Origin of the sequence: Shewanella morhuae, from assembly GCF_900156405.1 — a bacterium.
Classification (GTDB): Bacteria; Pseudomonadota; Gammaproteobacteria; order Enterobacterales; family Shewanellaceae; genus Shewanella; species Shewanella morhuae.
This window is the reverse complement of the sequence record NZ_FTNN01000001.1, coordinates 341,694-354,150: the sequence shown is the minus strand read 5'-3', so window position 1 is coordinate 354,150 and position 12,457 is coordinate 341,694. Positions and strand designations below refer to the sequence as shown.

Annotated in this window: 13 protein-coding genes; 1 reads left to right on the top strand and 12 read right to left on the bottom strand. The window is 43.9% G+C overall.

What is annotated here, in order from left to right; genetic code table 11:
• Positions 1 to 221: 221 nt before the first annotated feature.
• The gene (locus tag BW947_RS01545; RefSeq protein WP_076496556.1) at positions 222 to 566 is read left to right on the top strand and encodes a DUF3634 family protein; all 345 of its coding nucleotides are present in this window, start codon (positions 222 to 224) and stop codon (positions 564 to 566) included.
• 247 nt (positions 567 to 813) lie between these two features.
• Here the strand turns inward: BW947_RS01545 and BW947_RS01540 are convergent, their stop codons facing one another.
• The 12 genes from BW947_RS01540 to BW947_RS01485 all read right to left on the bottom strand — a co-directional run bounded on the left by BW947_RS01540 (position 814) and on the right by BW947_RS01485 (position 12,422).
• The gene (locus tag BW947_RS01540; RefSeq protein WP_076496555.1) at positions 814 to 1,374 is read right to left on the bottom strand and encodes a DUF3833 domain-containing protein; all 561 of its coding nucleotides are present in this window, start codon (positions 1,372 to 1,374) and stop codon (positions 814 to 816) included.
• Positions 1,362 to 1,982: a chalcone isomerase family protein gene (locus BW947_RS01535; protein ID WP_076496554.1), complete on the bottom strand. Its 621-nt coding sequence runs from the start codon at positions 1,980 to 1,982 to the stop codon at positions 1,362 to 1,364. The genes BW947_RS01540 and BW947_RS01535 overlap by 13 nt, the downstream gene beginning before the upstream one ends.
• Positions 1,983 to 2,046: 64 nt before the next feature.
• Positions 2,047 to 2,622 (bottom strand): DUF2878 domain-containing protein, encoded by a 576-nt coding sequence (locus BW947_RS01530; RefSeq protein ID WP_076496553.1) that lies wholly within the window; start codon positions 2,620 to 2,622, stop codon positions 2,047 to 2,049.
• Positions 2,623 to 2,670: 48 nt separating this feature from the next.
• On the bottom strand, positions 2,671 to 3,924 hold the full coding sequence (locus tag BW947_RS01525; RefSeq protein WP_076496552.1) for an SAM-dependent methyltransferase: 1,254 nt from the start codon (positions 3,922 to 3,924) through the stop codon (positions 2,671 to 2,673).
• A 1-nt stretch (position 3,925) separates the two neighbouring features.
• Positions 3,926 to 4,750, bottom strand: coding sequence for a DUF1365 domain-containing protein (locus BW947_RS01520; protein WP_076496551.1), 825 nt, complete (start codon positions 4,748 to 4,750; stop codon positions 3,926 to 3,928).
• Positions 4,747 to 5,997, bottom strand: a complete 1,251-nt coding sequence (locus BW947_RS01515; RefSeq protein WP_076496550.1) for an NAD(P)/FAD-dependent oxidoreductase — start codon at positions 5,995 to 5,997, stop codon at positions 4,747 to 4,749. The genes BW947_RS01520 and BW947_RS01515 overlap by 4 nt, the downstream gene beginning before the upstream one ends.
• On the bottom strand, positions 5,997 to 6,776 hold the full coding sequence (locus BW947_RS01510) for an SDR family NAD(P)-dependent oxidoreductase (protein ID WP_425272267.1): 780 nt from the start codon (positions 6,774 to 6,776) through the stop codon (positions 5,997 to 5,999). The genes BW947_RS01515 and BW947_RS01510 overlap by 1 nt, the downstream gene beginning before the upstream one ends.
• A gap of 17 nt (positions 6,777 to 6,793) precedes the next feature.
• Entirely contained in the window at positions 6,794 to 7,240 is a 447-nt protein-coding gene (locus BW947_RS01505) for a nuclear transport factor 2 family protein (protein ID WP_076496549.1), read from the bottom strand.
• A gap of 23 nt (positions 7,241 to 7,263) precedes the next feature.
• Positions 7,264 to 8,748 (bottom strand): deoxyribodipyrimidine photo-lyase, encoded by a 1,485-nt coding sequence (gene phrB / locus BW947_RS01500; protein ID WP_076496548.1) that lies wholly within the window; start codon positions 8,746 to 8,748, stop codon positions 7,264 to 7,266.
• Entirely contained in the window at positions 8,735 to 9,763 is a 1,029-nt protein-coding gene (locus BW947_RS01495; RefSeq protein WP_076496547.1) for a MerR family transcriptional regulator, read from the bottom strand. Before BW947_RS01495 ends, phrB begins: the two co-directional genes overlap by 14 nt.
• 54 nt (positions 9,764 to 9,817) lie before the next feature.
• Positions 9,818 to 10,771 (bottom strand): YbgA family protein, encoded by a 954-nt coding sequence (locus BW947_RS01490; protein WP_076496546.1) that lies wholly within the window; start codon positions 10,769 to 10,771, stop codon positions 9,818 to 9,820.
• Between the two features lie 412 nt (positions 10,772 to 11,183).
• Entirely contained in the window at positions 11,184 to 12,422 is a 1,239-nt protein-coding gene (locus BW947_RS01485) for a DEAD/DEAH box helicase (RefSeq protein ID WP_076496545.1), read from the bottom strand.
• Between the last annotated feature and the right edge of the window lie 35 nt (positions 12,423 to 12,457).

Genomic DNA, 12,457 nt, shown 5'->3' with positions numbered 1-12,457 from the left:
AACTGATTTACTCTCGCTTTCAACTGTGGGCACAAACTGTTTAGACTAAAATGTTACATTCTATCTATTATCTAAATCCTAAATTAGCCTAAACAGTTTATCTCTCATGCGCTTGAGTTTAGTTGTGCATTTTATTATCTAGTCAAATTTGCGCGTTAGCGCACTGTTAAAACAAGCCACGACAAGGTATCTTGGCTTAATAAACATAACTAGGAGGCGTTATGACAGCCAATATTTTTAAACTCATTTTTGTCGCTATTGGAATATTTTTGATCTATAAGCTGATATTTGGTGGCAAAAAAGGGCTGACTCTTTTTGAAATACGTTTTAAAGATGGCCGTATGACTCAACATAAAGGCAAGATCCCCGAACGGTTCGAGCGCGAATGTCGCCAAATAGCCAAAACCGAAAAACTCACGTGCACTGTTAGAGCTGAAAAATCGGGAGAGGTACGCTTACACATTTCTGCCAACGTGAGTGACAATGTGAAACAAAGAATTCGTAATTTATTTCCGTTTGAGTATTACGATAAAAAATCAATAGATAATAGTCGTCAGGCGGGTTAATGCTATATTGGCATAAAAAAAATCAAGCAGTTACTATTTGGCATCATTGGTAATTTAAACAAGTTTAAAATAGACCTGGTCAGTGCACAGTAAAATAGCGAAACATATACTCAAAAGACGTTGATTAAATTAGCGGCTTAATAGCCGTGGGTTTAAATACCTAACTGGAACGGTGATTTCAGTTAGGTATTTCAAAATGATGGCGGAATTGATGAGTCAACGCTCAACTTAACGCCATTAATTAATCTTATTTTTGAATAACTAAAGTAACCTGAGCAACTGTGATACCAAACTTAATAATATCACTCTGATTGATAATGGTATTATCATTCACTAAGAACATCCAATCATCGAAATGCACCTGATACTCATCACCATCTACAGGCAACAACATATCGTATTTCCAACGTAATGCACTCCCACTCGATTGCCCCAATGCCGTGCCTAAGATATCGCCAGCGGTTCCTGTGTATTGTCCATTGCCTAAGGCCTTAATTTTCCATACTCGAGTTTGAGTTTCGCCATCATCGTAGACAAACCACTCATTAATAACGCCTTCATTCCCCTGCCAGTTGGCTTCCATTGTGACATTAAATTTTCGGATCACTTTGCCACTAAAATCATGCACGACTCCAGAAGCTTTTAAAGGACCGTTAAAAAATGATTCCAACACCAATGTCGGGGTAGTATCTTTATAATCAGTGACTTCCACTGAGGAGCAACTCGATAGCCAACCTATCATTAAGCAGCTTAAAAATAACTTTCTACCCATCAATTTTTTATCCATCAAGGTGCTTAACAATCGCATGATTTTTCTCCGAGTAATTGCGCCCGCAAACTCGGACGGCTGGTGTCTTTAGATAGCCAAATGGCTAAAAATGCTGCAGCGAAATTCGCATCGTGCATAACACCTAATGGTTGTTGATTAAAGAAAAACTGACTGGTTTGCTCATCGATAGCCTTAAAGCTTAAATGATCGCCCGGTTTCACATCGGGCCAAGTCGCAGTTAATAAACTTTGCCAACGTTCAATATCATCGGCAGAAAACTGTAAATGCTGCCATTGTTCCCGCGTTGCTTGTAACAGATCTTCGGCTGCAATATCTCGGTAATATTCAATGTCCAGTAGTAGAGGATATTGTCCCTGTTGATAACGACCCGTTAGCGTCATCAGTTTGGCTTTATATAAACTAAACCACAGCCAATCCATTTCTCCACGGCCCACTTCGAGGAAATTCTGCGTAGGCTCGCTAACCTCTGAACTTTCAACAACGGCAGTTGTTGACGCTAAAGCATCCCCCTCTCGTGCGGCTAAAGGCGCAGTGAATAGAGTAAGCAGCAGTAAACCTAACCCGCTTGAGTTAAGAAAAGATAAACTAAGCTTTAAGTTGTAATAACGGTTTAAAATCACTGCCATAGAAATTCTCCTTTACTGCCAAATATTACTCACATCTAGCATGCGCTAACCCATTTAATTAATATCAAAATATCGTAAAAGAGCGAGCTTTAGAGCGACGATTGAAACCATATGGATTAGCACATTGAACCGCAAATGGTAGTAAAATAGACCAAACAACAAATAGAATTAACGCCGAAACCACAGTGCCATAGGGTAAATTCACAGCATGGAACTGCGCCCCAGCCAAATAACTTAATGTGCCAAATATGCCACCGATGAGCGCCTGACATATCAGAGATAAAGGCCGTATGAAAGCCAAACTATGATTCAAGCTCAACGAAAAGTGCAACCACAGACAGCCAAGCCACCAAGGAAAAAACGCAAACTCAAACACGCCTAAAACTGACAGCACTGTGTCTATGCCTATTCCCAAAGCAGCAATCTTCAACATCAAACTCAAATCTATTTTGCGATATTGCGCCTTTCCCGATGAAGACAATAAAATAAAATGCACGAATAGCAGCGGTATTGTCAGTACAAGCGACAAATTAAGCCAAAGCACACTAGACCACCATACAACTTGAAAACTCAGGGCATTGTAAAGAACAAAACCCTGATGTTTCGGAAGGTGGCGAGAGTTAGCTAACATCGATTTCATTTTTTCCTCACTGATGCCTAAGTAACCTGATGTGGTGGTCTCCTCCCACTACAGTGATTGTGCTGCGGGCAGACGATAATCAGGACGCACTGCAACCAAATGTACAGTGCTAGTCGTACGCTCTAAAAATCCACCTTCACAATAACTTAAGTAGAATTTCCACATGCGGATAAAGTCTTCGCCATAGCCTAATGTGCGGATTTCATCTATGGCATGATCAAAATTCTCATGCCAATGCTTTAAGGTTTTAGCGTAATCAAGCCCCATATCATTGAGCGACCACACCACCATATCCGTTTGCTTGGCAATATGACCGGCCATTTGGCTAACCGAAGGTAAGCAGCCACCCGGGAAAATATACCGTTGAATAAAATCAACGCCTTTGCGATAGCTATCGTAACGTTGGTCAGCAATCGTAATGGCTTGCAGCAACATGCGCCCATGGGGTTTTAACAGTGATTCCAGCTTTTTAAAGAAACCGGGTAAATATTCATGCCCTACCGCTTCAATCATTTCGATGGAAACAACTCTGTCATATTCGCCCGTAAGATTGCGATAATCCTCCGTTAACAGGGTAACTTTATCGCTTAACCCTTCCTGTTCGACACGCGCTTTGGCGTAGGCATATTGAGCATCAGAAATCGTTGTCGTCGTCACATGTACGCCATAATGTTTGGCCGCATAAATTGCCAAAGCTCCCCAACCGGTACCGATTTCCAATAGAGTTTGCCCCGGTTGTAAATCGAGTCGCTCACAGATAGTCATTAACTTAAACTGCTGCGCCTCTTGTAAACTGGCTTCTTCATGGGGATAAAGCGCACTGGAATACAGCATTTCTCGGTCGAGAAATTGCTCATACATAGCATTACCTAAATCATAATGGGCAAGAATATTACGCTTTGAACCCTCTTGTGAATTACGATTAAGTACATGCTTAACTCGGTTTATCGTGCCTGTTAACCAAGAGAATTTGGCCTCAATCCTATCAAGCAAAGCTAAATTACGGGCAAACAATTGCACCACTTTAGTTAAATCTGGGCTGGTCCAATGGCCTTGGATATAGCCCTCACCCGCGCCAATAGAACCGGCAAGCATCACTTGGCGATAAAAACTCGGATGCTTAACCACCAAGGTGGCATGCAAATCAGTTTGAGCCTCACCAAAACGATAACTCTTATCGCCTTCAACTAAAGTCAAACAGCCATGAGGTAAGCTTTCAAGCGCCTTAAGTAACACCTTACGCGCAATACTGTCGGGCAGTTTCTCTGTGGTGATTGAGGTTTGCGAAGCAGTATTTTCCATGTTATTTCTCCACCTGAGCTGGATGCGGCACAAAAGGCACACGTTTGAAAAAGAGTTTTAACGCTTGCCAATAAATCCCGAAAAAGATCTTAAGCGTCATAAAAGGGAAGCGAAACAAAAGTGTGCGTAAATTCTTAGCGTTGATAGCTTGGCGCTTCATCACTAAATTGGCGTTAAACAGTTTTTTACTGCCCTCTTGCGCCGACTGGTTTTCGATACCAATATTCAAGCGCTCACTTGGGGCAGACACGTGCCAGAGATAACGCATGTCCAATGACATAAAAGGTGATACGTGAAAAACCTTGTCAGAGGCTTTTGGCGTTGTTAAATCCACCAAATAACAATGACGTTGATCCCAAGGGGTATTGCTCACTTCTGCGAGCATGTATAACGGTGTTTGATTTTGATAACAAAAATAGAAGTTAACTGGGCTGAAATAAATACCAAAATGACGCATCTGACCAACAAACAGTACGCGGTCACATGGCCTAGCCCCACCTAACTCGCTCACTTGCGCCAATACTCGACTCTTGAGCGCTGCCACGCTCGGATCTGCCACAGCCACGGCATTGCTTTCATTGGTTTTCTTCGTAAAAGACCTTAAATAGTCTTGAGGATTAAATCGCAGTAAAGCGCGATGCTGGCTCGCAAAAACTCGTCCCATAGCGCTAATTTTATCGACTTCATCTAAATCAATGGCCATCAGCGCCATTTCGTAGTCAAAACTATGTTTAACCGGCGTAAAACGGCTGTGAGACACAGTGCCATAATAAATACCGCTATTAAGCTCTGCCACATTGTGCTCTGGCATATTAAGAAGTGTCATAGGCTGACCCCAAAATGTGCGCACACATCAAGTGCACTGCGTACGCCATCTTCATGGAAACCGTTGTGCCAATAAGCGCCGGCAAAATGAGTATGGTTTTGCCCCGAAATCTCTTCACGACGGCTTTGGGCTTTAAGGCTGGCCTCGTTAAATACTGGATGAGCATAGTTAAAACGGCGCAGCACTTTGGACGTATCAATCAATTCTGACTGATTTAAAGTGACACAAAAAGTCGGCGCATTGGCTGGTAACTGCTGCAGAATATTCATGTTGTAAGTCACTGAAGCCGGACGCTTTGTATCGCCGTCTAAACGATAATTCCAACTCGCCCACGCGGCTTTGCGCTTTGGCAAAATGGTAGTATCCATGTGCAATACAACATCATTATCTTGGTAACTTAAATCACCCAGAATGGCCTGTTCCGCGGCCGTCGGATCCTTTAACATCCGCAGCGCTTGGTCGCTATGACAGGCGAGGATCACCTCATCAAATTCTAGCCACTGCCCGTTAACCTGTAATTTAACGCCATTGCCATGGCGTTCTATAGCCGAGACCGGAGAATTGAGGCGGATATTGTCTTTAAAGGGGGCAATTAAATCAGGAATATAACTACGAGATCCGCCCTGTAGTACATACCATTGCGGCCTATCACTGACATTTAATAATCCGTGGTGCTCGAAAAAGCGGATAAAAAACTTTAATGAAAAGGAGCGCATATCTTCGATGCTGGAAGACCAAATAGCCGCGCCCATAGGTAAAATATAATGCTCAGCAAAAAAGGACGAAAAGTTCTCACTATCTAAGTAATCACCTAAGTTGCCATCAGGATAAATATCTTGTTGATATAGAGCTTTACAGCCTTTGTTAAAACGTAGAATTTCCCTTAAAAAAGCCCAAAAACGCGGATTGAGTAGATTACGCTTTTGGGCAAACAAACTGCCTAAATTGTTGCCATTATACTCAAGCCCAGTGAGCGCATTATGTACGCTAAAGCTCATCTCAGTCGGTAATGTCGTGACTTTAAGACGCTTTAATAAACGCTCAAACCGCGGATAAGTTCTGTCGTTAAATACGATAAAACCTGTATCTATGGCATAGGTTTGGCCTTGATGCTCTATATCGACGGTTGCAGTATGCCCACCAATATAATCATTGGCCTCAAATACGGTCACTTGATGCGATTCGCTGAGTAAATGCCCGCAGGTTAATCCAGAAATACCGGTGCCGACGATAGCGATGTTTTTCATCAGTTCTTGTCCTTAAGCGACTTGGATTGGGTGTCGTTAGCTATCATTTTTTGCCACACAAAAGCCGGCAAAAACGACATCAATTTTAATAAATAGGTAAAGCGGCGCGGGAAGTGGATCTCGCGTTTATTGTGTTCTAGTCCGTTACGGATGGCTTTAGAGGCCGCTTGTACACTCACTTGCATCGGCATAGAAAAATCGTTTTTAGCCGTCAGTGGCGTCGCCACAAAACCAGGACAAATTAGACTGACACCAATATCACTGTTAACAAGATCAAGCGCCAAACTTGATGCTAAATACTGCACGCCAGCTTTTGAGGCGCCATAGGCTTCTGCACGTGGAAAGGGCAAATAAATAGCGCTAGAACTCATCAATCCAATGCGCGAGCCCCTTGGCATTAATGGTAAAAATGCCCCAAGGCAATATCCCATTGCAATTAAATTGGTATGAACAACACGCTCAAATAACGCATCATCAAAGGCTTTAGCATCATCGATGTATTCACAACTGCCGGCATTTAGAATAACTAAATCAAGCTGACGGTCGGTTTGTGTTAATGACTCGGCTAAATCTTGGCCAGCCTGCTGCACTTGGCTGCGCTGGGTAATATCAAAGTTTAGCAGTGTGACAATTCCAAGCTCTTTAAGTGCTAACGCTTCGAGTTTTTGTAGGGAGCGGCCACAGGCAATCACATGCCACCCCAGTGCTAAATAATCCTTTGCCAGTTGCAGCCCAATACCTGAGCTAGCACCTGTAATAAGCACAGTTTTGAGTGCCATCGGGTTAATGGCGTTGATCACTTTGCCGCCCTCATTTTAAGCAACCGAATAAGCCCACCAACACAAGGCACCTGCTCATATAGCATTTGTCCAAGGTCAAAATAATCCCTATGGAAATAAATCTTGTCGTTAAATTTGAGCTGACTCATACCGTCAACACGAATCAACTGACCCTTATTTAATTTAGGATGGCGGTACTGCATTTGCCAAAAGAGTGAAGCTTGGCTGTCACTCTGCTGCACTTCTTTGATTTCAAATTGAATGTGTTGGACGTTCTCATATAACTTAGCGAAGTACTGGGTTAATGACTCAAGACCGCTGATTTGATGCATTGGATCAGTGAAGATAATGTCGTCGCCATACACTTGCCCCAGCAGATGCAGATTATTTTTATTTAACGCCTGATACAGTTCAATAAAATTATCCACGAGTGGATTAGGCTTAATCACGGCACTATTTATCATCTGGTTATTGCTCCAATCCTAATCTAGGTAATCGCGGCTTTTTTTAATACGCCCAACACGGTTAACGCCCTGACTCTTGCGGTGCTGTGGTCAACAATCGCACTTGGATAAGCCGTTTGAGTATTAAATAACGGCGCTTCAAACAAAGACGGTGTTTTGGCTGCACTAGGTTGATGTAATTGCTTAATTCCCCAAGATGCGAGCTCTGGTAGGTACTTACGGATGAAGCTGCCATCTGGATCAAACTTTTCGCTCTGGCTTATGGGATTAAAAATACGGAAATAAGGCTGGGCATCACAGCCACAACCTGCAGACCATTGCCAACCGCCATTGTTAGCGGCTAAATCACCGTCAATCAGCTTTTGACGAAAATAACGCTCACCCCAACGCCAATCAATCAACAAATGCTTTGTTAAAAAGCTGGCAACGACCATACGCAGGCGATTGTGCATCCAACCGGTTTGATTAAGCTGTCGCATCGCGGCGTCCACAATTGGATAGCCCGTTTGCCCCTCACACCATGCCGTGAACTCATCGGGATTATTGCGCCACTGCACTTTATCTGCTTGACGATTAAAATTATGATTCTTAGATAAATCAGGAAATGCCACCAGCAAGTGACGATAAAACTCACGCCAAGTAAGCTCATTTAACCAAGTTCGAGCTGGGCTAGTATCATCAACAATCACCTCGGGGAAATGGTGCAGTAGCGCAGCCACGCATTGCCTTGAACTGAGCACGCCAATCGCCAAATAAGGTGATATTGAACTGGTACCATCGATGGCCGGGAAATCTCTATCTTGCTTATAATCCTGAACTTTCTGTTGAATAAATTCTGATAGTAAGCGCTTAGCCTGCCCTTCGCCCGCGGCCCATAGTGCGCTCGATAGTTTAAGCGTATTGATAAAGGTCAGCTGTTGTGGCTCATTGATGACTGGCCCCAGCGGCGCGGGAACAGCAAGAGGTAAAATGGCTTTACGGGCGGCGATTTCTCGCCACTTACGGCTAAAAGGCGTGAAAACCTTATACATGCCGCCGGATAAATTAAGTACGCTACCCGGTGCCAGTAAACAATGCTCGTCAGTTAATACCAAGGGTATGCCTGATTCAATACAGGCTTGGTCGCGTAGTTGCTCGTTAATTTCTGGCTCTTTGCCTGCAAACACTCGAGTAACACTGTGTTGCTGGCAATAATCGAGCATAAATTTTGGCACATCGGCAAAGGTGTCTAGCTGAATAAGCTCAAATGCGATGCCTAAGCTAGCTAACCCTTGGGCAAGCAAATTAATATGCCGCTCAATAAAGTCGAGCTGAACGGGCGCAACATCATGCTGTTGCCACTGGGTTGGCGTAGCGATGTAAATCGCTTTCAATGCCGTACCATTCTCCCTCGCCCAATCACAAGCAGCGGTTAACGCCTGATTATCAGCAAGACGTAAATCCTGGCGAAACCACATCAACACATTTTGATCCGGCAAAGTGATTGAATGATGTTTAGCTGATGTCATGATTTTTCCTAGCGTTGTGATGTTCACTGTGACTTACTGCGGCGATTTTTTCAGTGTGTTTGATACTTTTACGAGCCTTGCTCGTCGAGCGAGCCGGCACTTGCCCAATTAAGTCTGCAATTGAAGATGTGTAAAAAGCAGATAAGGACGTTAACGTCGGGGCAAAGGGGCCAACAAACCGACATGGAAACGTCATTTGCGCTAACACGGCCTGCATTTCTGCTTGTTCAGTGCCCGAGTGATTCGGTTCAGGCAGCAGTAAAAGCGCATCAAGGTTAAGCCGATTACTCAACAGTGACACGCTAGCAATGGTTTGGTTGCCAAGGTCGATAACTGAGGCTCGCAGCGCCGCAAGCTCTAATAACAACAACAGTGAATAAAGTGTTTTGCTGCGTGTAGAATTAGGCGGGGTCAGTGCGCCATGGGTTAAATTAATCACAGCGACTCTTGCTGACACCGTTTGCCCAGCAAAAGCTGGGCGACCACCGATACGGCTGAGCAGCTCACTCTTTAACCAAGCAATAATTAAGTCAGCGTCGAGTCGCTCGGCAACTAAATCTTCTAACTGATTCAGCCATGGTTGCAGTAACTTCTCTTTCACAAGTACAAATGGATACAGGCCAATGGCATCATCTAGAATCTGCTGTAACTTATGCTGATTGAAGTCGAATAATGCTGTTGTCAAAGCAATGATTTGCTCCCCCCAGCTATCAGCAGCTTGGCTTTGAAGCATTTCATTTGATGATTTAGCTGAACGATTCAGCAAAGGTTTAACCTTACTGATCGCGACGCCTTTAGCTAGCCATGCATTGATCTCATGAATTTCTTCAATATTATCGCTGGTATACAATCTATGGCCCTTGGGCGTGCGAGCAGGGATCACTAAGCCAAAACGGCGCTGCCATGCCCTTAAGGTTACCGCGTTAACCCCAGTTAGCGCCGACACTTCACCTATGGGCAATAATGCATCGCCGTTAGATTCAATGTCGCTAGCGGACGTTATAATCTGTTTCATATTTCAATATCACCCACTCGAACAAAGCAAAAAAGACTGCCTAACAAAGCTTGGCTAGTAGGCATAACGCAGCTTTAATGCCTCAGGATGGGGGTGCAAATACACTTGTTCTTCAATGTAAGGCGTTGGAAATTCGCGTAAATAATGATTAATCAGCGTGATTGGCACTAATAACGGCAATAAACCTTCGCGATATTTCATTATTGCTTCAGACAGTTCATTTTTTTGCTCTTTACTCAGATGTTTTTTAAAGTAACCCTGAATATGTTGCAATGTACTGGTGTGATTTTTACGAGTTGCGTTGATTTTTAAGGCGGTCATAAAACCTTCGAAATAACGGGTCGCACTGTGTTCCAGATCGTCAATATGCGCCACTATCGGCCCAAGATCGCGATACCATGTAGGGCTGTGTGCCATCAGCAAATATTTATAACGGGAGTGAAACTTAACCAATTTATGCTTAGTTAACCCTTCATGCTTCATCAGGTGCCAATCGTGGTAGGCGTAAACCCGAGTAAAAAAGTTTTCCCGTAGTACCATGTCATGTAAACGCCCTTCTTCTTCCACCGGCAATAGCGGATAACGTTCCATTAGCTTACGGGCAAATACACCAATACCAGATTTAGAACCATTATTGGTGCCAATTTTGTACTCTGTTACACGTTCCATCCCGCAAGTCGGCGATTTAGCGCAAAGCAAGTATCCGCCGAGAAAATCTAGCTCTTGCACCTTACTCTCGCTGTACTGGTTAAGCTTATCGGTTACATCTAAGCTGCCGTCACCGCTTTGCACTAATACGGTTTCACCATCACGGACTAAGCGGATGCTTTTACGCGGCGCACCTAGACCAATCGCCATTTCAGGACAGACGGGAACATAATCGAAAAATTGCTTAATTTCTTTATTACAATAGGTCGAATTTTTATGTCCACCATCAAAACGAACCTTCTCGCCTAAAAGGCAAGCACTGATCCCTATCTGAATTCGCTGCGGGTTAAACTTGTACATAAGTAAGCTCCTTGTATAACTATAGCTTTCATTACGGCTCATACTTGTACAAGGATCAAGTTTTTGTATAGATATTTTTTAATATTGCTGGATTATCTCCTGAAACGCGTAAAACACTGCGTATTGGCACACTTAATAGTAAAGAATGGAGTTACAAGATAAGTAACCTAAACTCAGGATAAGCATATGCTAACAATCGTATTATCTATTTGTTCATTCAGCGGGAGTTTTAGACAAGGCGAAGGATTGAAGGCATAGTGGTGCTCTGTCAAAAGCCTTAAACAGCAGTATAAAGCGCGTTGCCATACAGTTAAATCAGCCGCTTACTACCCCATGTATCATCCATGATATGCAAACAGCTTTACTAATATTAACGCGATAGATGAGCATCTAATGCTCATTACAATTTCAGCTATCTGCTGCCCTTTGTGCCTAATGCACGCTTCTTAGCACGCTGTTTTTGAGCCGCTTTACCGTTGCGTCTTGGTTCAGCTTCCATCTTATTAAAGTCGGGCTCAAAGCAGGGGAACCATTGTTGCGGTAAGCGTTTGTCGAGAACCACCTCGACCTCCTCCAGTAGTAGAGCATCATCTTGACTAAAGAGCGTGATAGCCAGCCCTGCACTGCCGGCACGGCCTGTGCGGCCAATTCGGTGGATATAATCCTGCGCAATAAACGGCAGCTCAAAGTTAATCACGTATTTGAGTTCAACAATATCTAAGCCACGGGCGGCAACATCTGTTGCCACCAACACTTGAATTTTACCTTGTTTAAACTCCTGCAATACTTTTTCGCGCGCACCTTGGGATAAGTCGCCATGAAAAGCCTGGGTGATGATATTGGCTTTATTAAGCTGCAAAGCGAGCTTATCGACGCCTTGTTTAGTGCGGCTAAAAATTAGCACTTGTTGCCAATGTTTACTGCGCACTAAGTGGCTAACCAGTTCAGTTTTACGGTCGGCATCAACGGCGTAAACAACTTGCTCAATCTCTGCGGCGGTAGTATTGCGCTTGGCGACTTCAATCAACTTAGGATCGCGCAGTAAGGTTTTGCTTAAGCTAAAAATAGCGGCATCTAAAGTGGCAGAAAATAATAGCGTTTGCCTGTCACTGGGTACTTGCTTGAGCACGGCTTGGATTTCATTCATAAAACCCATATCGAGCATACGGTCTGCCTCATCAAACACTAGCATAGTCAGTTGCTTAAGGCTTAGCGCACCTTGTCTGAGGTGGTCGAGTAAGCGGCCTGGCGTTGCCACTAATACATCAATCCCAGTATTAAAAACGGCCACCTGTGCATCAATACTCACGCCGCCGTAGGCGATACCGACACGAATATCGCTTCCTTTAGCATACTTAACAAAGCTCTGTTGTACCTGCACCGCCAACTCCCGCGTTGGCACTAACACTAACGCGCGTATCGGCCTAACTGCGGCTAAATCTGGTGAAGGGCAAAGTGCTAATAAATGATGCAAAATGGGTAATGCAAATGCTGCGGTTTTACCGGTACCCGTTTGGGCGCCCGCCATGACATCGCGTTTCGCTAAAATAACGGGAATGGCTTCTAATTGAATAGGTGTAGGCGCCTCATAACCCAGATTGGCTAAAGTGCTCACTAACGTGGAATTTAAGGACAAAACACTAAAGGACATTGTAAATCGCCGCAGAAAATAATGGCAGAATGTTA

Excerpts from the sequence above, each read along its gene's own strand:
- BW947_RS01530 (WP_076496553.1), bottom strand. The coding sequence starts at position 2,622 with ATGAAATCGATGTTAGCTAACTCTCGCCACCTTCCGAAACATCAGGGT.
- BW947_RS01515 (WP_076496550.1), bottom strand. The coding sequence starts at position 5,997 with ATGAAAAACATCGCTATCGTCGGCACCGGTATTTCTGGATTAACCTGC.
- BW947_RS01525 (WP_076496552.1), bottom strand. The coding sequence starts at position 3,924 with ATGGAAAATACTGCTTCGCAAACCTCAATCACCACAGAGAAACTGCCC.
- BW947_RS01490 (WP_076496546.1), bottom strand. The coding sequence starts at position 10,771 with ATGTACAAGTTTAACCCGCAGCGAATTCAGATAGGGATCAGTGCTTGC.
- BW947_RS01505 (WP_076496549.1), bottom strand. The coding sequence starts at position 7,240 with ATGATAAATAGTGCCGTGATTAAGCCTAATCCACTCGTGGATAATTTT.
- BW947_RS01495 (WP_076496547.1), bottom strand. The coding sequence starts at position 9,763 with ATGAAACAGATTATAACGTCCGCTAGCGACATTGAATCTAACGGCGAT.
- phrB (WP_076496548.1), bottom strand. The coding sequence starts at position 8,748 with ATGACATCAGCTAAACATCATTCAATCACTTTGCCGGATCAAAATGTG.
- BW947_RS01545 (WP_076496556.1), top strand. The coding sequence starts at position 222 with ATGACAGCCAATATTTTTAAACTCATTTTTGTCGCTATTGGAATATTT.
- BW947_RS01485 (WP_076496545.1), bottom strand. The coding sequence starts at position 12,422 with ATGTCCTTTAGTGTTTTGTCCTTAAATTCCACGTTAGTGAGCACTTTA.
- BW947_RS01535 (WP_076496554.1), bottom strand. The coding sequence starts at position 1,982 with ATGGCAGTGATTTTAAACCGTTATTACAACTTAAAGCTTAGTTTATCT.
- BW947_RS01540 (WP_076496555.1), bottom strand. The coding sequence starts at position 1,374 with ATGCGATTGTTAAGCACCTTGATGGATAAAAAATTGATGGGTAGAAAG.
- BW947_RS01510 (WP_425272267.1), bottom strand. The coding sequence starts at position 6,776 with ATGGCACTCAAAACTGTGCTTATTACAGGTGCTAGCTCAGGTATTGGG.
- BW947_RS01520 (WP_076496551.1), bottom strand. The coding sequence starts at position 4,750 with ATGACACTTCTTAATATGCCAGAGCACAATGTGGCAGAGCTTAATAGC.